The organism is uncultured Paraglaciecola sp. (assembly GCF_943787955.1).
Classification (GTDB): Bacteria; Pseudomonadota; Gammaproteobacteria; order Enterobacterales; family Alteromonadaceae; genus Paraglaciecola.
In genome coordinates this window covers 598,740-619,563 of the sequence record NZ_CALSOK010000010.1, presented here as the reverse complement: position 1 = coordinate 619,563, position 20,824 = coordinate 598,740, and the positions used below count along the sequence as shown (strand labels likewise).

The window sequence follows — 20,824 nt, the reverse complement described above, 5'->3', positions numbered from 1 at the left end:
ATTTTATATCGCTGGATTAAATCCATATTTTTTGCACAATAAAGTAAATGTCTTAGATTTCTTTATTTCACATGCAAACTCAGGAGATATTTCCCTTCTCGGACGGATTGCTATTTTTTCACCCGTTCTGCCACTATCGCCTGTAACCTTAAATTGATCGAAAAGATCCTTATAAGAATCATTAAATTCAACCTGTAGCACATTACACATCTTTCTCATCACTTTGTCCGGCGACCGCGTAAAACTTTCATATTTTATAATCTGTTTTTTCCGAAACTGAGACAGGAAATGAATCACCCTTATACAATACTCTTCAAATGTTTGTGGATTGAAGTGCAACCAATAGTTTGATTGAAGCGAAGCATAGGAATCAATGGGATTGCGAACCGTCACTAACGACAGTATTTCAAAATCTTGATTTAATAACTCTCTTACGACGGATTTTTCAGTAAAGGAGCTGCCTACACAATAATCAGAATGACTATGGTCTCTAAGTACTAGTATACCGCCCAGCTCGTCAACATGCTGGTACGTTTCGTGTATAGCAGATTTGAAAATTTTCCGAGCCAAAGCATCAGAATCAGGAAATTTAGCCTGGTGGGCTAATGTTGCTATATCTGAGGGTAAAAAAGTCGCTTTATCTGCAGGTAAATGACGGTATGAATGAGGGTGTACCTCACTAAGAATGAAGTTATTAGGCATCGCTGAGAAACACTTTGTAATAAGTGATCCGCCGCTGCAGGCCATGTGATGTAGCACCCTTAATTTAGGTCTGATATTTTCAGCTTTTTCTAACACAAGCTTGCATGTATCAAGTATTGATTCTGTATTCTCTACAAAAATAGTGGTACTTTTTTCGATAACTGTATTTGTTGGCTCCGTATTGTCCAGTTTTCTGTCAATAAGCTCTACAGAGCTTCTTAGCTCTTTTTGAAGTTCTTCTAGCCACCTACTCATCGTTACTTGTGTCCAACTGAATCTGGTACATCTTTTTCAACTAATTCAGGATAATCTTTTTGCAAGCGAAAATAGTAATTCGCTGCCATTTCAAGTTTCTCCCTAAGTTGCTTAACTAATGCTAATAGTTGACGTTCACTGTCGACTTTATGCTGATATTTGCTCCTCAAACTATCTAAATCTAACTGCGCTTTAAGCATCATTTTACTCGATAGTGAAGAAGAGTCATTAAACTGAGACTGCAATTGCTCAAAACTATTACTCTTATCGTGTAATTGTTTTTGCAATCCTTCCGCCCATTTTTTATTTTCTTGATGCCAATGAGTCTGCTCTGTCAATTCTGTAGTTATATTATTTAATTGCTGTTCAAGTTCGGCAATTAGCCTCTCAGATTCATCATTGCTTTCACTCAAACTCAAATTAAGTGCAGCATTCTCAGTTTCTAATTCACCAACTTTCGCCTGACTATGACTCAGCTGTTGAGCCAATTCGTGCATCTTCGCTAGCTCAGCACTGAGTTTTTCGTTCGCAGCTTTAAGCGTCTCAGCCAATTGCTTAGTTTCTTGCTGCTGTTGCGTTTGCTGGTCTCGCTGTGCAGTCAGTTCGGCTATTTGCGCATCTTTATTCTTATGGCCTTCGACTAATTCATTTTGCTTAGCTTGTAGCGCCTTAACTTGAGCTGCTAGCTGTTCATTCTCTGTCAGTTTCTGTGCCCTATCGGCGCTGAGTTTTTCGTTCTGAGTTTTAAGCGAATCAGCCAGTTGCTTAATTTCTTGTTGCCCTTGCGTTTGCTGATCACGCTGTTGAATCAGCTCTGCAATTTTGGCATCTTTATTTTTTTGGCTTTCTGCGAGTTCGTTTTGTTTAGCCTGCAACGCGGTAACTTGTGTTGCCATCTGTTGGTTGGCTGTTTGCTTTTCTTCGCTATCAGCACTGAGTTTGTCGTTCTCGACTTTGAGCTCTTCAGCCAATTGCTTAGTTTCTTGCTGTTCTTGTGTTTGCTGGTCACGCTGTTTTGTCAGTTCGGCTATTTGCTCGTCTTTATCAGTTTGACTTTTAGCCAAATTACCCTTCAACTCATTAATAGCCTTTTTCTGTTTGGCATGACTACTAGCAAGGCAGAACTGATGCTTAGCATTATTCACTACTAAGTTAACATAGGGGGGAGACACGTCAGGGAGCACAATGGGCACCAAATCCAATTCTTTTAAATGATTACTCAGGGTATTCATCGGAGCTGGCGTTTCACCAAATAAGCTTTCTGGTGCCGTTTTTATTACTAAGCTATCGAACACCTTAACCAGTGTTACTAACACATGTTTCAACTCAGTCTCGGCACCATTAATATCTAATACTAATAAGGCCGTGTCATTTTTACCCAGCGACTCCTTACTCAGTAATTGCTCAACGGTTATGCCTGTTACATCGTGGCGTTCATTAAAGGTAAGGCCTGGTATAAGTTTTTTTATATGAGCCGGCTTTAAAACACTGCTGTATTTAGTAATACTCCCTTGATAAAAACATTTATCGCTATGAGCTTGGCTTAAATATTGACTATTTAACTGCACACTTTGGCCAAAGGCTTGCTTGTCTATTAATTTTGCACATTGGTCGTACTCTTGCCCAGCAGGCAAATAAATACCCAAACTCTTGGTTTTTGTTAGTAACACGTCAATATCTGGCATCTCGCCAGATGTTACGTAAACAATTCGGTCAAAGTTTTGTTGAATGGCTAAGATGGCCTTTGTTATTTCTTGCATACTGGCTCCGTAGTTCAGGCTGTTGTGCTAGAAAGTATTCTGGTAATTAAATGTAATGACGATGCATTTTCAACTTTTAACATTTTGTGTTCATCTACACCTGATGATATGCCTAGTTGCCTTGCCTGATTTTTTTGTTGTGTATAAAGAGTGAAGTAATGCTCTAATTCTTCTTGTAACTGTGCAATTTGTAATTGTGTAAGCTCAAGCTCTGCTGTATTGATATATAACTCATTTTTAGCCTGCTCTAAATCTCGCTCAAGCTTTTCGAATAGTGAAGTATTGCTGTTGTAATTACTGGTTAATGTCAAAAAAACTTGATGGGCTTGATGTAACGATAACGCTTGGTAATCGTTTTGTGATGATTGAGAGTCGATTGCTAAGAGCTCTTGCTCTCGTTTTTTAATTGTCTCATTTTGCTGCGCTAAAAAATGTCCTAGCTGCTGAAGTTGAGTGCTTGTATATTTGGGTTCTTCACCGCAACAAATCTGACATTGCTTGGGATAAGTCATATACAGTGACTTGATTGCATTGGAGTATCCTAACCAAAGGGATTCAGCTTCAGTAATGGCTTGCAGGTTTGCTACTTCATCGCCAACCTCTTGCTGCAAAAATAATGCAAAAGATGGAAACACAAACGCGAATGAATCTGATTCATTAACAAGTTTAGGGCTTTTAACTTCCTCGTAAACAATTGTGACTCCGCCTGAGGGAGCTTTGAGAAAATTATCGATAGAAAGAGATACGCTGTCTGACTCTTGATAAAACCATGAACCACTGATGGGTAAGTTGCTTTCAACGCAATCACCATCGCCAAGTAAATTAGCAATCTTTGCATTAGGGTAAATCCGAAAATGTCTCACATAGCCCCCTGAGGCGTTACTTTTACATCCTGAAAAAACTGCTCATATTCATCAACTATATCCTTGGCCTGAAGATAGATTGTGTTCATACCATTACCTCATGACCTAATACAATAAAGCTAAGCAACAAAAAAAATCGTGATGACCGACGCATATCTCCTGGTATCTTAACTAGATAAGAATAATCATAAATTAAAAGGAAGACATGCAAAATTCAAGACTTGACCCCGGCATTACCTTTGTTACATATCAACGTTCAGCTGGTTACTTTATTTTGTGATAATAATCTGCCAGGCATACACTCATTTGAAGGAATAATCCCATCATTTTCACAAACGACCTATTAATTGTATTCAAGCCTTGGCCAACCACTTTTAGATCATTATGCACTAATTTGGGTAATTTTTTTAAATTGTTATCGTTTTCAATTTTAACTAATGCCTTTAATAAATTAGCTAACTTGTCAGCAGCCCAAACATCATCTTGATCACAGAAACAAAAATAATCTGCTGCAAATTCATCATAACAAGATTCTAATCTAGAGAAGTTACCCAAAGCAGAAACGCTTGTTTCATCAGGGTTATCTAGTATTTGTATCCTCGGGTCTGTCGTTTGTCATTTTTAACAAAAAATAAGGTGTTGTCTAATTAATAACACCCAATGCTTCTATGTTTGGTTTATTATGCTTTCAATTTGCCCGTGAATAAACATTTCGCAATTGTGAGTAGCTAGAAAAATCAATACATTAGGACTGGTAGAACGTAGACAAGACATTCAGATTTCTAGCCTTTTGCAATTAAACACCTGTCACACATGCTTTCGATTAGCGCAGAGCTGCTTAAAAGATAAATACTCATGACCGCAGAAACTTGTACTTTGAGCTTCCTAGTGTGAATGTCGTATGATTCATACGCTGACCATACAACACATTATGTAAACCTTTTACTAAATATTTTAATTTGCTCAGCATTAAAATTCCTCCCCACTGGTATAAGTATATATCTGCAGTATTGACAAACATCTATTACCTTGGCCCACCATCATATTAAAAATTCGGTGAGCAGCATGGACATCACCAAAGGATTGAAAAAGACCATGCTAAACAAAACACTGAACCTTTATAACGTCCAACAACATCCCTTTTAGCAAGAGACCAAATCAATTGCCGATACTTTACCAAACATATGAACACTTAACAGGCCTTTAAAATTTGGTTTGAAATTGAATCAAGTAACATCAATGAATTACAAATATTTAAAAGTATTCCACAACCATCAAACCCAACCCCTTGCCATCTTTGGCAGAGGTATTGACTGGCACATCATCTAAAATAGGCCAGTCAATATTAATATCAGAATCATCCCATGCGATGCAGCGCTCATGCTCAGGTGAATAATAATTTGTGGTTTTATATAAAAACTCTGCAGTGTCACTCAACGTGATAAAGCCATGTGCAAACCCTTCTGGCACCCATAATTGCTTAGCATTTTTTGCTGAGAGTATTTCTCCCACCCATTTGCCGAATGTCAGTGAGCTTTTACGTATATCCACAGCCACATCAAACACTTCACCTTGGGTTACTCGCACAAGCTTACCTTGTGCCATCGGAGGCAATTGGTAATGTAAACCTCTCAATACTCCCTTTGATGACTTTGAATGATTGTCCTGTACAAATTGCCTTGTAAGACCCGTGGCTTCTTCGAATATTTTTTGATTGAAGCTCTCAAAGAAAAAGCCCCTTTCATCACCAAATACTTTTGGTTCAAAAACCACTACGTCAGGAATGGCTAATCGTGTTGCCTGCATTATGCTTTCGTCTCTTACAATAATTTCAATAAATACTGGCCGTAACCCGTTTTGACAAATTTGCTGGCTTGCTTTTTTAGCTGGACACTATTGATCCAGTTATTGTCAAAGGCAATTTCTTCTAAACATGCGACTTTTAGGCCCTGGCGATGTTCAATTGTTTGCACATATTGAGAGGCTTCTAACAAGCTGTCGTGGGTGCCGGTATCTAACCACGCAAAGCCCCTTCCAAAACGTTCCACATGCAAACTGCCACGTTCGAGATAAACATTATTCACGCTGGTAATTTCTAACTCACCGCGCTCTGATGGCTCAATAGATTTGGCTATTTCCACCACATCATTGTCATAAAAATACAAGCCTGTTACCGCATAATTGGATTTTGCGATAGCCGGTTTCTCTTCAATCGAGATGGCTTTACCCGCTTGGTCAAATTCCACCACACCGAAGCGCTCAGGATCATTGACTATATAACCAAAAACAGTCCCACCTTCGCTTTTCGCGCTGGCATTTTTAAGGGACTCTGAGAAATGCTGTCCATGAAATATATTATCTCCTAAGACCAAACAAACTGAATCCTGACCAATGAATTCTTCACCTATAATAAAAGCTTGTGCTAATCCGTCCGGTGAAGGCTGTTCTGCGTAGGATAATTGCAGTCCAAACTGTTCACCATTTCCAAGTAACTTTTTAAAATTAGGTAAATCTTCAGGTGTGCTAATTATTAATATATCCCTTATACCAGCCAGCATTAGTACCGACATGGGATAATAGATCATAGGTTTGTCGTAAATGGGTAATAACTGCTTAGAGACACCCATGGTAATGGGATGTAGTCGGCTACCTGCGCCGCCAGCTAAAACTATACCTTTACGTGCCATGTCTTTAATCCTTGTTATTCATATAGCTGTTGAATGTGAATTCAAGCTGTTGTTGCCAGCTTGGCAGGGTTATCCCTAATGCACCCTCAAGTTTACTCACATTTAACTTCGAATTTTGAGGGCGTGCCGCTGGAGTGGGGAACTCTGCGGTACTAATGCCGCCAAGCTCATTTAACAACAATGGCAGGTTTTCACGCTTGGCTAGCTCAAATATTTTTTCAGCGAAACCATACCAACTGGTAATGCCACCACACACGAGGTGATAAATCCCTGAGTCAATGGGTTTACTCGCTAATTGGCGGTAAACTGCAAGCGCTGTGACCTCGGCAATCAACCTTGCATTGGTTGGCGCACCAAATTGGTCGTTGACTATATTGAGTGACTCCCTCTGTGCACCTAAGTTAAGCATGGTCTTCATGAAATTGTTGCCCCGGTCCGAATAAACCCAGCTAGTTCTAAAGATCAGGTAATGCAAACAGTGATTGACGACAGCTTTGTCACCACCGAGCTTGGTGCGGCCATAAACAGATAGTGGCGCCACCGCATCACTCTCAAGCCAATAGTTCTGACCCGTTCCCGGGTAAACATAATCTGAAGAGTAGTGTATCAGGTAAGCGTTGGTTTTACGGGCGTATTGGGCTAATTGTGCCGGCAGTGCTGTGTTTAGACGTGCTGTGGCCTCTTGATTAACTTCTGCTGCGTCTACGGCAGTCCATGCAGCTGGATTCACAATTAAATCAGGTTGGTGTTTAGCTAAATAGGCGTCTACAGAGTGAGCATCGGCTAGGTCCAGCTCTTCTCGGTTGGGTGATAAAATGGCACCCAATACCGATAAAGAACGGCATAATTCGTAGCCCACCTGTCCAGTGGCACCGGTAATTAATATGGTTTTAAAGGTATGACTCATAACTGGCCTAAACGCTCGCCCTGATATTGACCACTTCTGACCCGTTGCCACCACGTTTTATTGGCTAAATACCATTCAACGGTTTTTCTAAGGCCGCTGTCAAAGGACTCCTGTGGCGTCCAGCCTAATTCTTTATCAATCTTTCTTGCGTCAATGGCATAGCGGAGGTCATGACCTGGGCGGTCAGTGACAAAGGTGATTAAGTCGGCATAATTATTCAGCCCAGCAGGTTTAGTTGGCTTAAGCTCTTCCAAAATGGCACAAATACTGTTGACCACTTCGATATTTTGCTTTTCGTTGTGCCCACCTATGTTGTAGGTTTCGCCTATAACACCTTGGGTGGCGACCTTGATTAACGCCCGTGCATGGTCTTCTACATACAGCCAGTCTCTAATTTGCGTGCCTGCACCATAGATAGGTAAGGGTTCACCTTCCAGTGCGTTCAATATAGTCAACGGAATTAATTTTTCGGGAAAATGAAAGGGGCCATAGTTATTTGAACAATTGGTGACTACCACTGGAAAGTCGTAGGTACGATTCCATGCTCTAACCAGATGGTCTGAACTGGCTTTACTGGCAGAGTAAGGCGAGCTTGGGGCATAAGATGTTGATTCAGTGAATAGGTCATCGGTACCGTGTAAATCACCATAAACCTCATCGGTAGAGATATGATGGAAACGAAACTGTTTTTTCAACTCATCTGCCAACTCCAGCCAATATGTTTTGGCTGTATTGAGCAAATTAAACGTACCGACAATGTTGGTTTGAATAAATTCTGCCGGTCCATCAATCGAACGGTCCACATGGCTCTCTGCCGCTAAGTGCATAATGATGTTGGGTTGATATTCTTTGAGTACAGCTGCCATCTTATCCGCATCACAAATGTCAGCTTCAATAAAGGTATACCGTTGATTGTCTTCAATCTCAGTTAATGACTCTAAATTGCCAGCGTAAGTCAGCTTGTCTACATTTATCACGCGATGTGGCGTATTTTGTATTAGTTCCCTTATAACTGCGGAGCCAATAAAGCCCGCACCGCCGGTAACTAAAAAAGTCATTTTTTCTATCGACATATAACATTTACCATCAAGTTCTTAAATATACTCCGTGACATACAAGCCTGCAGATTCATCGCTAATTTCTTGTCGCATAAATAATATAAAATATAGAGGAATAGCCCCGTACGTATCAATATCATTAACGAGTTTAGAGCTTTCAAATTCTTTGTAAACAACGTCTACTCGGTCAGGAAAATCTTAATGGAAAGTCAATCGAAATAAACGAGTTATCTAACCCGGAATATAACCAAAATACGGGTTTTGGAAGATTGCTGTCAATTAAATTTCCATCTTTAAAAATTAAGAATATCCGCGCTAGGATAAACTATTAACTAATTGACTCACTCCCATTGTTGGTAGTTATGCGCCCAAAGAATATTGTTCATACTCGTCAACTAAGTCTTCAGCCATCCCTACTTTAATCACCTCACCTTGGTCTAGCCATACCGCACGTTGACAAACGCGTTTGACCTGCTCCCCGGAATGCGACACAAAAACCACCGTTTGCTCAGAACTGATCCGCTCAGAAATAACAGCTTCGGCTTTAATTCTAAAGCTTTTGTCACCTACACCCAATGTTTCATCAACTAGCAACACATCGGCACGCATTAACATAGAGACTGAAAATCCTAATCTTGCTCGCATACCAGAGCTATAAGTTTTTACAGGCTCCTCAAAACTGTTGCCTAATTCAGAAAAATTTAAAATTTGTGGAAGGGCTTTATAAGCAGCGTCTTTACTGTGCCCTAAAAGCATTGCCATAAGAATAGCGTTGTTGCGACCCGATAACTGACTATCAAAACCGGTCTGCAGTGACTGCAGACTGACATGTTTCACATAACTTTTAATACTGCCCTCATCAGGTTTAAGAATTCCAGAAAGCAACTTTAACAAGGTAGATTTACCACAACCATTTCGACCAATCACACCTAATGTTTCGCCTCTGTATACTTCAAATGATACGTTATTTAGCGCGCGATGTTTTGAATATCGGAAAAAACCCTTGCGACTTTTAAACGTCACCCCAACATTTTCTAATCTTATACAAGTCTCTTGAACAGGCATTATTGAAGCACCAACCTTGGGTAATTGTGATCGAACTTTCTTATCAAAAAAATTGCAACAATTAGGGCCAAACCACACCCAATAGCCAATATTGTGAGCTGATTCCAATTAGGCAGTAGTCCCTCCATGATGATATCTCGATACATATCAATTGCAGCAGCCAATGGGTTAAAAAAAAATAAAACTTTATGCTCTGGTATTAAAAACTGTGACGGATTATAAAAAATACCCGAAGCAAACATCATCAACATTGTAAATGTTTGCACAATAAAACGTAAATCAGGTAAAAAAGGCACAAAACTAGCGAAAATAATCGCCAAAGAACTAATAAACAATAACTGCATTAATGCAACGGGAATTATTGCAAACCATGCCAGCGAGGGTTGATAGCCCATTGTCCACAATATTGATAGCATTAGCATAAATACAAAAAAAGTTTTCACTAGATCTTGCCCAATAACTACTAGTGGGAAAAATAGTTTTGGAATGTCAATTTGGTTCATCAACCCGGTTCCGGTCATTATAGAACTTGAAGCGTTGGTGACTGAGCGACTAAACCAAAGAAATGGGATCTTCCCGCAAATTAAAAAGGCAATAAAATTCTCAGACCGAGCATTCAGAAAGACACCAAAAATGACATAATAAATAGCAATAAATAATGCCGGTTCGAGAAGCCACCAGATGTAATTGAGCTGATGCTTTGACGCTTCTGACTTTAAGTTCATCTGGATTTTAACTTTTACGAGTTGCCAAAAACGCAAATTGTTTAATTTATGTTGCATTCTATACTGATGCCATGTTTGAAATTTTCCCTAAACTTTTGAGTAACTTTTGAGTAACTTGTGAGTATACTACGAAACACTTTATTAATTTATTAATTTTATCAATTTTATCAGCAAGATAAAACCCAGAGTTGTTATAAAGTGTTTTTAAACTTGCAGTGCAACCCTGGCTTCAGTTTTTTATTACGCTTGCTAGCATAAAAATGAACAGACAAATATTTTTATATTATATCGTCCGAAAAAACGGTAGCAACTTCAGGTCTTGAATCTTGCACAAATCATCGATTTTTCTTACATCATACACGTTATTTGAATAGCCCGTTTAGCCTAATGATTGCAGCCCAAATTCAGTTTGTTATTCAATATGATAAATTAGGTAACTCGTTCAAATTATCTATAATTAAAGCATTAGGGCATTAGGGCATTAGGGCATTAGGGCATTAGGGCATTAAAAAACGCCTCACGTAGCATTGATGGCCTGTTTTTATTGACTTTTTATTTTTATTTTTATTTTTATTTTTATTTTTATTTTTATTTTTATTTTTATTTTTATTTTTATTTTTGGGGTTTTTAAACCACATAAGTTATTTTTCAACCGGCAAAAAAACGATGGCAATCAAAAATAAGTTTTTACATGTCTGGAACAGTTTCCGCTATTGTTGTAGACGAAAAGTAATCAATAAATCAGGTTTGTTTAATATTCCCTGGTATTTAGAACAAAACCCGGATGTAAAAAAAAGCAATATATCTCCATTGTTACATTACATAATGCATGGCGAAAAAGAAGGGCGCAGACCTAGTTCTGTATTTGATACCTCTTTTTACCTCAAACGATATTATGATGTTAAAAAATATAGAATGGGTCCTTTGGCCCATTATATTATGTATGGAGAAAATGAAGGCCGTAAAGTATCTCCAAACATCATCATTAGCGGTCATCAACTATACCCAAATAAAGCTAAATTAGTATTTGTTTCACATGATGCATCTAGAACAGGGGCACCATTATTTTTAGTAAATCTTCTCCAAAATTTAAAAAAGGACTTCTCACTGCAAATTATCCTTTTAGAAGGAGGACCCTTAATTGATGAATTTGAACAATGTGGCAAAGTATTACATCTGTACACCATATCGCAAGTAACACATCAAGCAACACTAGAATCATTTGTTACAGATGATTCTAGTGCGGTTTATTTCAATACCATTGTTTCGGCTGGAATCATTGATTTCTTTTCTTATTTGGACAGTCCTAAGTTTGCTTATATACACGAAATGGGCTGTAGTTTAGAGTTATATCGAGAATCACTTCAAAAGATACTAGATAGTCAAAGCCATATTATTTTAGCTTCAAAATATACACATAGGTTAATGCTTGAAAAATATGGCGTCAATAAATCTAGAATGACTGTTTTACGCCCTTTTCTGAGTAAAAGAAGCAAACAACTCGATCTCACAAATAAAGTCGCCTTAAGGGAAATATTGGGCTTAAGGAAAAATGCTTTTCTTGTCTTGGGAGCAGGTACGTTGTGTGAAAGAAAAAACCCAGAAGCCTTTATTAAACTAGCACAACAAGTTTGTTCTATTAATGATGATATTGATTTTATTTGGCTGGGGGAAGGTTTAGCAATGTCAAAACTTCAGAAGCTTGTAGCTAAATACGGACTGAGGGATAGAGTTCAATTCCTAGGATACAAACCTAATATTATGGAATATTTTTCAATAGGAGATATGTTCTTTCTCAGTTCCAAAGAAGACCCATGCCCACAGGTGTGTTTAGAGGCTGCAAGTTTTAATTTGCCGATTTTTTCTTTTAAAAACACAGGTGACATTAGCGCTATTTTTGATGATGGTGCTGGTGTAAGTGCAGTTTTAGGTGACCTCGCTGTACTCAAGTCAGCCCTTATAAACTTATACTCAAATAAATCCCTACAACACGCTTGGGGGGAAGAAGCTAACCGACGTGTATTTGAAAAATTTAATAAAAGCACTTACCTAAAACGTTTTCATGAGATGAATGCAATGTATTTAAAAAATTCTAAATATTTAGAATTCAAACAACTTTAAAAATTTAATTTTACACACAGAAAAAATATAAAATCTTGGCAGAAAGTTATTTGAAAGAGTATAAATAACATATTGGAAGTCCCAAGGCTGGTAGCTCAGCCTTACAGTATTTCTGCAAAAAAATCGGGAACTAGTGGGGCAAAAAAGATTACACTGCCTACTCACAATCAAACCCTTAATGGGGTATTTTGGGGAAATGCAAATACATTTTGCCTTGCTTTTATTATTGAAACTAATTCAGACATAGCAGTAAAATTGAAACAAAAAGTTAGAAAATCTTTATACTCTTCTAATAAAAATATCCTAGGAGCCGCCAACTATTTTGACCGTATTTGATGCTATCGTTTAAACCTGAAACAACGTAAAACATGGGTCTTACATTACCGAACTCATCGATATATTAACTAGGTTATTGTGCGTTATTCAAGAGCCACATAGACTTAAATTTTCAATCTATTCTTGCTAGATGTATTCAATCTTTTTTTAGGAATTTATTATGATGGAAAAAACATTTATTTTGGGCGTAGGGTGTCAAAAGGGTGGGACAACTTGGCTATATAAACAACTAATAAAATGTAAATTTGTCGACATGGGTTTTACAAAGGAACATCACGTTTTAGATGTCAAGTATATGGGATGTAACGATCCTGTAGAAAAAACACTAAAAGATAGATCTAAATTGACACGAAAGTGGGGGATTATAAAATCACAGGAAGAAAAGAATTTAGATTTGCTTGTTAAGTTTCGTCAAGATATTGATTCGTATTATAATTTTTTCGACAAATTAATTTCTACTAAACCAGAAGTGAATTTTGTTGGCGATATATCTCCATCATATGCGGGGCTTTCTGTTGACGCGTTAAAAGAGGTCAAAGAAGAACTTGCAAAAAGGGGGTATAACATTAAGGTTATCTTTTTGATGAGAGATCCTTTTGAGAGAATTTGTTCTGCAGTCAGGATGTCTAGAAGACCAAACCGAAGAAAAACCAAAGAATTGATAACAAGTGAAGAAATCGATACCTTTGCATATTACAAAAGCGAACATTGCCGTCTGCGAACACAATATGAAAAAACAATGAGGAACTTAGATGCTGTTTTTGAGCCTGAACAAGTATTTTATAGCATTTATGAAAAATTATTCTCCAAACAAGAAAATCAGTGTCTAGAGAAATTTTTGAACATCCCTGATTTTAAACCCGATTTTAATAAAGTATTCAATAAGTCAAAAAAAACTGAAACAATAAGTGAACAGCTGAAGAGAGACATTGTTAATTACTACGCTGACACCTATTCCTATTGCGAAGAACGGTTTAACACGAAGGAAATGTGGTGTAACAATAAATTATATAAGGCAATGGTAAATTGAAGCGAATAATTATCCATATAGGCATTCATAAGACAGGCTCTACCTCGATCCAACAATCTTTTAGTGACCACCATCATACATTAAAACAGTTGGGATATTATTTCCCGCTATTTAAAAACTCGTATAAACAAAATACTGAATCCAATCATGGGAGTTTATTTACAAACCTTTACGATGTAAATCCCTTTAAGTGGAGTAATAACAGGCGAATCGGAATTGATACTGTTGAGAAGGTAAAAGTGTTACAAGCATCTTATCTTTCTCAACTAGCAGCAGTATTGAAAGAGGAAGTCCCAGCCATCATTTTTTCTGCAGAAAAGCTATCGAAATTTCCCCTTGAAGGTATAAATAAATTTAAAAAAGACATAGAAACATTAACAGAAGGAGCTGTTGAGTTTAAAATTATCTGTTGCCTACGTGAGCCCGTGTCCTATTGGCAAAGCTTATGCCAAGAGAATATAAAAATAGGTGTTATTTCCCTAGATGAAATCTGTAAGAATACACCTCAAAAGCCTAATCTATTTCAAGATGTACTGACTAAATACATCACGGCATTTGGTAAAGATGCTGTTGATGTTTATCGTTTTGAAGACATGCTTGTGTCAAAACAGGGGCCATTTAATTACTTCTTAGGTCGAATATCTGCTGATTTACAAGGAAAGTATGAAGAGAATTGGAGTAATCTTGGTTACTGTCATGAAGCGATTGAGCTCATCTCATATATGAACGAAAAAGTCCCTACGATGATTAATAAAAAAGTTAATCCACATAGGAAAATGAATGAGCATAAAATCTTATCGCAATTACAAGGAGTGAAATTTTCCCTAAGTGAAGAAGTTCAGACAAAAATCATCTCTGAAAGTCAAAATGACAGGCGATGGTTAAAAGCAAATTATAATTTAGAATATCCTAACCCTGAAATCAAACCGGTTCAAAAAGAAAAGCTTTGGCAAGAGTCTACCATCAACCAGTTGTATGGCCTGATGCCTAAATTTAATAACAGCATTTCATCCCTTATTATAAAGGCAATGGAGAATATTGCTATTTCTTATAAAAACACAGAGCCAAAAAAATATGCACTTTTAATAAGAAAACAACATCTATCACCTCTAATTATATGGACTTTTCGCAGGACAGGAGGAACAAATTTAGCACATACTTTATTTTCGTCTATGGACAATGCTAATGCACATTATGAACCTTTCAATAAAAATCGTATCTATGGGTATGTCGTAAAAAATTGGAAGGAAAGTAAAAATAAAGAACAATTGAAAAACGCGCTTATAGATATTCTATCTCAAAAAGTCTGTATTAAGCATTGTTTAGAGAATGTCCCTGATGAAGTAAATGCCATTTTGTTAGAAATTAGCGTTCAGTATGGTTATAAGCATTTATTCTTATACAGAGAGCAGGCAGAAGGTCGATTATTAAGTCTCAATTATGCAGAAAAAACAGGTGTCTGGTCGTCAGATTTTAAGAATAAATCCAATTTAGATAACTCGATATTTTCTCAAAAAATTGAAAGCAAAAGACTCATTCAACATGAATTGACATGCAGAAAACAAATGAAGTCTATCTATCAAAAATCTGTTTCTCTTAAGGCATTTCCCTTAACTGTTAGCTTCGAAAACTTATATAAACAACCCTATAAGCAGTCAAAAAAATTAGTGCAAGACTTATTTACATTGCTAGTGCCATCAATGACAGATATTCCTGAAGAATTTTTTGAAAAACTTCTTAAAAAGGGAGCTCAAGGCACGAAAACAGATTACACACGTTTCAATGGTTCTGAAGATTTCCTCAAACAAGTAAGAGCTTTAGACCAGTTACACCTTTGTCTAGTCCCCAACTATCAGTTAGATAAAACGAAAGAAATTAATGACTTTAAACACTTTGAGATCATCAATATTCTTCCAGGGATAGAAAGAAACAGCTTTCATTGTTCTGGCATTGCTGTTGACAAAAATGGTCAAAGTGTAGATTTATTATTGAAACAAGGAACAGGATCCATCCTTGTAGATACTTCCTTAGAAGGTGGTCATTTTTTATCTAATGCTTGGATCGCCAAAGGACGTAATGAACTGTGGATGAAAAATAACGGACACAACGATGTGTTATTAGCAGTCTTGACGTTTCAAAAAAATGAAATAGTACATGAAGTCAAAAAATCAAAAAATAACCAACTAAAGAGACTTTATTTTTTCTGGGAAACCAGATTAAAAGACCTAACTAAAAATATTTTGAAGCCAAAAACCCAACTGAAACAGGTGGCATTTACGCCACCATCTCCTTTCAAAAAAATCTCTGTTATAAATAATAAAATTGGCTATACACCTATTCCAAAAATAGCCAGTACGTCCATTAAACATGCTCTTTATAAATTAGAAAATAAAAAGGCTTTTTCAATAGAAGAGCACAATACACATATACATAATTTTTTTAATGAAAAGAAAAAAGCAGAAAACAACCCTTTGCCTGACTTCAACTTTATAGTTATACGAGATCCGATTAAACGATTTTTGTCAGGGTACGCCAACCGGGTGATGATGCATAAGGAGCTTTCAAAAAACTTTATTCAAAATACATGCCCATCATTGGAGGGACAAATTCCTTTCTTCGATCCAAAACTTAATCAATTTATCGAAAACTTACCTCTTTACTTAAAGGTGGATACTATTCAGCATCACTTTCAACCCATGTGTACGCTATTGAGCAAGACAGAAAGCCTTAAGCAGTTTGATAAGGTGTACCCTTTAGAAAATATATACTCTCTAGAGAAAGACTTGTCTAATATGACAGGTGAGAACGTGACACTCCCAAACATGCAAAATAGTGCTCCAGTGATCTCGATTGGAGCGTTAAGCAAACAATCTATAGAAGTATTGTTAGAGTACTACCGTGATGATTACGAAGTATTAAATGAATATTATAGCGTCGACCAAGTTTGGAAAGAATGGAAAGCCATATGTTCGGCTAAAGGAATTTGTGTCATGAATAACAAAGTCGGCTATTTCCCTATCCCAAAAGTCGCTTGTACTTCTATCAAAAATGCCCTTTATGAATTGGAGTTTAAGAAAGGCTTTTCGGAAGAACAAGAAGGAATGCATATACATGATGCTTTTAACAACAACCAAAATCTTGCGCTATGTGATTTTAACTTTATAGTCATCCGAGATCCAATTAAACGCTTTTTGTCAGTATACTCTAACCGTGTTCTTTTTCATGGAGAACTTTCAGAAAGTACTATTCAAGATATACACCCATCCTTAAAAGGAGAAATTCCATATTTTGACCCAACTATCACACAATTTATTGAGAATTTGCCCATTTATTTAAAGGTATTACCTATTCAACATCATGTTCAACCTATTTCTGAGATATTTGATAAAGCAAGGAGTTTGGAACAATTTGATAAAATTTACCCTCTAGAAAGTCTGTCTGCTTTAGAAGATGACTTGTCTATCATGACGGGTAGTAATGTGCGTTTCAAGCATTCACAAACAGGTGGACCTAGAATTTCACTTGATAACTTGAACCGGAAACAAATTGAAATATTGTTAGAATATTATCGAAAAGATTATGAGTTGTTGAATGAATATTATCCCGTTGAACAAATTTGGCAAGAATGGGAGAGCAGTAATCCTGACATAACAGATAAAAATGGTTGTTATATTTATTCGAACAAGACGTCTGTCAAAACAGCGGAATTAGTTCTTAAATATCTTGTTGAAAATTTTACAATCAATTCCATCACTCATTTTGGCTGTCGTAAGACTGCTTGGCTAATAGCCTGTTCAGACCTTGGTATTTTACGTTGCTTAGGGTTATATGAGCACGAAGACAAATTAGAAGGGGTAAAAATAGAGACCCTGGAACTTCGACCAATTAACTTGACTGAAAACCTCCATGAACATTTTGACTTAGTCATAAGCCTGCAATTAGTAGAAAACTTAAATCCGGCGCATTCAGAACAATGCATTAAATCATTATGTCATAGTTCAAATATTATTCTTTTTGGATCTACATATTTAACAGAAGCGACGAAACCTAATTGTCAGAAACATAGCTATTGGGCAACGTTGTTTGCTGTACACGGTTATGTTGTTTTTGATCTTTTCCGACCAATGCTTCATCGTCATGATGAAAAGGGGGAATCATGGTATAAAGACAACTTATTTTTATACGTAAAACAAGATAGTACTCAGTATCACACGTTAATAGAGCAAGGTTTTAACCCTATGGAAAATATTTCTTTTATGGATAGTCCTCATCCTTTGTCATTTACACAAATAAATTCTTAATAGCCTTAAAGCGAGCTGTGATGAAAGTAAGTATTGTTATTCCAGTATATAATGTAGAAAAATACATATCTGCTTGTATTGATTCTGTTTTATCACAAACATACCAAGACATCGAAATTATAGTCATAGATGATTGTTCTCCTGACAAGAGTATTTCAATCATAGAGGCCTATCAATCTAATAAAATTCATATTTATGCCCACAAGAAGAATAAAGGACTTTCAGCTTCTCGTAATACGGGCGTAACATATTGTACTGGAGACTACATATTGTTTTTGGACTCTGATGATACTTTGAATCCAAAAGCATTGGAGCATTGCCTCTGTATTGTACAAGAGCATGGCTCTGAAGTCGTTTCATTCAACTCTCGTCACATTGATGAAGAGGGGAATACCTGGCCACTTTTGTGGCATAAAAAATTCAACTTTGTAGAATGTTTTAATATATCTATTGTCAATTACCCCAAACTCGTATGGGATGTAGCAGCATGGAATAAGCTCATTTCTCTAAAACTATATAGAGAAAGCAACTTGATTTTTGATGAAGAACAGCGATGGTTTGAAGACCATTTATTTTCACTACAATTGTATAATAAAGCAAGGAAAGTCAGCATAACTACTGAAGTGCTTCATTACTATTTGAAGCGAACAGATTCAAGCAATCAGTCCATAACACAACAAAAAACTTTTTTAACCTGCGACTATCGAATTCGAATGATCGAGTCCGTTTTGCCCTATTTAGAGTCATCAGATAATCAAAAATTGATCCCCTATTTCTTTGACTTAATCCTTAGTTTTTATCGCTTCCTTATAAAAGATGCCTTTGATACGGCAGAGACACAAACTCAATTTTTTGAACTTGTGTCTCGCTTCAAAAAAATATTAGAGCGCGTCCCTCTAGAAACTATGACTTACCATAGATTATCTCAAGTAGATGTTGCATTGATCATAAAGCATATGAGTGCTGAAGATATTGATTTATTTTACAGAGATCAAATGGTACGGCCTAATATATTAGAAAAACTGTTTTCCTATGATTTTGAAGAAAAAGAATATTTTTTACCTCAATATCTCAAATGGAAAGACGAAAAACAACCTAATCTTAAAAAACTAAAAAGCGCCCCCTCTTTTAAGAAACACACTTTGTTGTGGTTGAATTAACCGGACACTTCAATAAAGGATTATAATCCTGTTAATTGAGGTGAATATGACTAAACGAACAAATAAACATTATCCCGCAGAATTTAAACAAGAAGCGGTCGCTCTGGTAATAGAGCAAGACTATCCAATCGTACAAGCTGCTGCATCTTTAGGTGTGACAGACAAACTACTTTACAACTGGGTAGCTAAGCATAAGAAACAGGCACTAGGTGATGCATTATCTGGTGATGAACGGGCAGAGTTAATTCAGCTCAGGAAAGATAGTAAACGTCTACAAATGGAGCGTGAAATCCTAAAAAAGGCCAGTGCCTTCTTCGCGAAAGAAATGAAGTAAGATATTCTTTTATAAGTGAGCTTGATGCGAAGTATCCGGTGTCAGTTGCTTGTAAAGTGATGGAAGTGAGTTCGTCAGCATACTACGCATGGCTAAAAAAACCTGGTGAACTCATTAGCGCTCAAACGCTAAGACTGTATCGACGAGCCAAAGCATTATTCAAGGCAAGTCGAAACAGTTTAGGCAGCAGAGAGCTTGCTAAAGCACTACGCAAAGAAGGCTTTGAAATAACGCGGTATCGCGCCATTAAGTTAATGGAACGGCTTAAATTAGTTGTGACTCAGCGAATAGCTTATAAAGTGACAACCAAGCGCAAACACAGTGATGCTGTGGCTGACAACTTGCTAAATATGAATTTCAATCCTGTTGGACCCAATCAAATTTGGGCGGGTGATGTGTCCTATTTAAAGACTGGTGAGGGCTGGTTATATCTAGCAATTGTCATGGATTTGTACTCACGCCGTATTGTGGGCTGGCATATATCAAAACGCATGACGCGTGATTTGGTCGAGCAAGCGCTGATAAAGGCTCATAACTTACGCAAACCACCAAAAGGTTTGGTGGTTCACAGTGACAGAGGCTCTCAGTACACGAGTAAAGGCTTTAGAAATCTACTGTCGCGATTAGGTTGTCGAGCTAGTATGGGGGATGTTGGAGCTTGCTGGGATAATGCTGTTGTGGAGCGCTTCTTTGGAAGTTTAAAGCATGATTGGTTGTTTAAAGTACCGCAGCCCACTCGAACACATATGCGAGAAGATGTTGCTAGGTACATGAAATATTATAATGTTGAGCGACTACATTCAGCTAATTTGGATCAATCGCCAATTGAATTTGAAAACTCCTTTAGAAAAGTGTCCGGTTGGACTTGACCAGAACACTTTTTACTTATTTATGGTGAAACAATTGTTTACGTTTTTAATTAACTCGCGAAAGTGGCTAAGTATAGCCATCGAAAGGAATAACGACATTTATCTTATTCAAGAATATGGAGAGTTTGATTTAGAGTATTATACAAAACAGACCAATAAAATATTTGACTCTGAAAAAACTGCAATAATTGACTATGCCTATTTTGGTGAAGGTGTAGGCCTCTGTCCCAATCCATCTTTTTGTCCTAAGAGTTATTTGGACTGTAATACTGATTTATTGGTTTTAGATAAGAATCTATTTGCACATTATTTAAGGCATGGACGTTCTGAGGGTCGTATATGTTCGACTAAAGGAATTTGTGTCATGAATAACAAAGTCGGCTATTTCCCTATCCCAAAAGTCGCTTGTACTTCTATCAAAAATGCCCTTTATGAATTGGAGTTTAAGAAAGGCTTTTCGGAAGAACAAGAAGGAATGCATATACATGATGCTTTTAACAACAACCAAAATCTTGCGCTATGTGATTTTAATTTTATAGTCATCCGAGATCCAATTAAACGCTTTTTGTCAGCATACTCTAACCGTGTTCTTTTTCATGAAGAACTTTCAGAAGTACTATTCAAGATATACACCCATCCTTAAAAGGAGAA

At 37.0% G+C, this 20,824-nt stretch carries 17 protein-coding genes; 7 read left to right on the top strand and 10 right to left on the bottom strand.

The genetic code is table 11. From position 1 onward, the window contains the following. Positions 1 to 3 precede the first annotated feature (3 nt). The 10 genes from Q0Y52_RS10485 to Q0Y52_RS10440 form a co-directional block, all read right to left on the bottom strand. Entirely contained in the window at positions 4 to 957 is a 954-nt protein-coding gene (locus Q0Y52_RS10485) for a hypothetical protein (RefSeq protein ID WP_297821297.1), read from the bottom strand. 2 nt (positions 958 to 959) lie between these two features. Continuing rightward, complete coding sequence (locus tag Q0Y52_RS10480) at positions 960 to 2,717, bottom strand: hypothetical protein (RefSeq protein ID WP_297821295.1); 1,758 nt, start codon at positions 2,715 to 2,717, stop codon at positions 960 to 962. Positions 2,718 to 2,731: 14 nt separating this feature from the next. Next, complete coding sequence (locus tag Q0Y52_RS10475; RefSeq protein WP_297821293.1) at positions 2,732 to 3,580, bottom strand: hypothetical protein; 849 nt, start codon at positions 3,578 to 3,580, stop codon at positions 2,732 to 2,734. A 264-nt stretch (positions 3,581 to 3,844) separates the two neighbouring features. Beyond that, positions 3,845 to 4,135: a hypothetical protein gene (locus Q0Y52_RS10470; RefSeq protein WP_297821291.1), complete on the bottom strand. Its 291-nt coding sequence runs from the start codon at positions 4,133 to 4,135 to the stop codon at positions 3,845 to 3,847. Positions 4,136 to 4,834: 699 nt separating this feature from the next. After that, a complete protein-coding gene (rfbC, locus tag Q0Y52_RS10465; protein WP_297821289.1) occupies positions 4,835 to 5,386 on the bottom strand; it encodes a dTDP-4-dehydrorhamnose 3,5-epimerase in 552 nt (183 codons plus the stop codon). Between the two features lie 14 nt (positions 5,387 to 5,400). After that, on the bottom strand, positions 5,401 to 6,267 hold the full coding sequence (gene rfbA, locus Q0Y52_RS10460; RefSeq protein ID WP_297821287.1) for a glucose-1-phosphate thymidylyltransferase RfbA: 867 nt from the start codon (positions 6,265 to 6,267) through the stop codon (positions 5,401 to 5,403). Positions 6,268 to 6,271: 4 nt separating this feature from the next. Further along, positions 6,272 to 7,174 carry a dTDP-4-dehydrorhamnose reductase gene (rfbD, locus tag Q0Y52_RS10455; protein WP_297821285.1) on the bottom strand — a complete coding sequence of 301 codons (903 nt, stop codon included), beginning with the start codon at positions 7,172 to 7,174 and terminating at the stop codon, positions 6,272 to 6,274. After that, a complete protein-coding gene (rfbB, locus tag Q0Y52_RS10450; RefSeq protein WP_297821519.1) occupies positions 7,171 to 8,232 on the bottom strand; it encodes a dTDP-glucose 4,6-dehydratase in 1,062 nt (353 codons plus the stop codon). Before rfbB ends, rfbD begins: the two co-directional genes overlap by 4 nt. A 360-nt stretch (positions 8,233 to 8,592) precedes the next feature. Continuing rightward, entirely contained in the window at positions 8,593 to 9,297 is a 705-nt protein-coding gene (locus Q0Y52_RS10445) for an ABC transporter ATP-binding protein (protein WP_297821283.1), read from the bottom strand. Next, a complete protein-coding gene (locus Q0Y52_RS10440) occupies positions 9,297 to 10,079 on the bottom strand; it encodes an ABC transporter permease (protein WP_297821281.1) in 783 nt (260 codons plus the stop codon). The genes Q0Y52_RS10445 and Q0Y52_RS10440 overlap by 1 nt, the downstream gene beginning before the upstream one ends. A gap of 609 nt (positions 10,080 to 10,688) precedes the next feature. Here Q0Y52_RS10440 and Q0Y52_RS10435 point away from each other — a divergent pair. The 7 genes from Q0Y52_RS10435 (at position 10,689) to Q0Y52_RS10405 (ending at position 20,816) form a co-directional block, all read left to right on the top strand. Further along, the gene (locus Q0Y52_RS10435; protein WP_297821279.1) at positions 10,689 to 12,143 is read left to right on the top strand and encodes a glycosyltransferase; all 1,455 of its coding nucleotides are present in this window, start codon (positions 10,689 to 10,691) and stop codon (positions 12,141 to 12,143) included. 72 nt (positions 12,144 to 12,215) lie between these two features. Further along, a complete protein-coding gene (locus Q0Y52_RS10430; RefSeq protein ID WP_297821277.1) occupies positions 12,216 to 12,479 on the top strand; it encodes a hypothetical protein in 264 nt (87 codons plus the stop codon). A gap of 160 nt (positions 12,480 to 12,639) precedes the next feature. Further along, positions 12,640 to 13,509, top strand: a complete 870-nt coding sequence (locus Q0Y52_RS10425; protein ID WP_297821276.1) for a sulfotransferase — start codon at positions 12,640 to 12,642, stop codon at positions 13,507 to 13,509. Beyond that, positions 13,506 to 17,810 carry a sulfotransferase family 2 domain-containing protein gene (locus tag Q0Y52_RS10420; protein WP_297821274.1) on the top strand — a complete coding sequence of 1,435 codons (4,305 nt, stop codon included), beginning with the start codon at positions 13,506 to 13,508 and terminating at the stop codon, positions 17,808 to 17,810. The genes Q0Y52_RS10425 and Q0Y52_RS10420 overlap by 4 nt, the downstream gene beginning before the upstream one ends. A 20-nt stretch (positions 17,811 to 17,830) precedes the next feature. Further along, on the top strand, positions 17,831 to 18,970 hold the full coding sequence (locus Q0Y52_RS10415) for a glycosyltransferase family 2 protein (protein ID WP_297821272.1): 1,140 nt from the start codon (positions 17,831 to 17,833) through the stop codon (positions 18,968 to 18,970). 46 nt (positions 18,971 to 19,016) lie between these two features. Further along, positions 19,017 to 20,173 (top strand): IS3 family transposase gene (locus Q0Y52_RS10410; protein ID WP_297821270.1). Its coding sequence is split into 2 segments (ribosomal slippage): positions 19,017 to 19,263 and positions 19,263 to 20,173, totalling 1,158 coding nucleotides; the frame shifts between segments, so codons are not numbered across the junction. Next, positions 20,130 to 20,816 (top strand): sulfotransferase family 2 domain-containing protein, encoded by a 687-nt coding sequence (locus Q0Y52_RS10405; RefSeq protein WP_297821268.1) that lies wholly within the window; start codon positions 20,130 to 20,132, stop codon positions 20,814 to 20,816. Before Q0Y52_RS10410 ends, Q0Y52_RS10405 begins: the two co-directional genes overlap by 44 nt. The last annotated feature ends 8 nt before the right edge of the window (positions 20,817 to 20,824 follow it).

Bases quoted from the DNA above. Each gene is read 5' to 3' on its own strand.
- Q0Y52_RS10485 (WP_297821297.1), bottom strand. From the start codon at position 957: ATGAGTAGGTGGCTAGAAGAACTTCAAAAAGAGCTAAGAAGCTCTGTA.
- Q0Y52_RS10480 (WP_297821295.1), bottom strand. From the start codon at position 2,717: ATGCAAGAAATAACAAAGGCCATCTTAGCCATTCAACAAAACTTTGAC.
- rfbC (WP_297821289.1), bottom strand. From the start codon at position 5,386: ATGCAGGCAACACGATTAGCCATTCCTGACGTAGTGGTTTTTGAACCA.
- rfbA (WP_297821287.1), bottom strand. From the start codon at position 6,267: ATGGCACGTAAAGGTATAGTTTTAGCTGGCGGCGCAGGTAGCCGACTA.
- rfbD (WP_297821285.1), bottom strand. From the start codon at position 7,174: ATGAGTCATACCTTTAAAACCATATTAATTACCGGTGCCACTGGACAG.
- rfbB (WP_297821519.1), bottom strand. From the start codon at position 8,232: ATGACTTTTTTAGTTACCGGCGGTGCGGGCTTTATTGGCTCCGCAGTT.
- Q0Y52_RS10445 (WP_297821283.1), bottom strand. From the start codon at position 9,297: ATGCCTGTTCAAGAGACTTGTATAAGATTAGAAAATGTTGGGGTGACG.
- Q0Y52_RS10440 (WP_297821281.1), bottom strand. From the start codon at position 10,079: ATGCAACATAAATTAAACAATTTGCGTTTTTGGCAACTCGTAAAAGTT.
- Q0Y52_RS10435 (WP_297821279.1), top strand. From the start codon at position 10,689: ATGGCAATCAAAAATAAGTTTTTACATGTCTGGAACAGTTTCCGCTAT.
- Q0Y52_RS10425 (WP_297821276.1), top strand. From the start codon at position 12,640: ATGATGGAAAAAACATTTATTTTGGGCGTAGGGTGTCAAAAGGGTGGG.
- Q0Y52_RS10415 (WP_297821272.1), top strand. From the start codon at position 17,831: ATGAAAGTAAGTATTGTTATTCCAGTATATAATGTAGAAAAATACATA.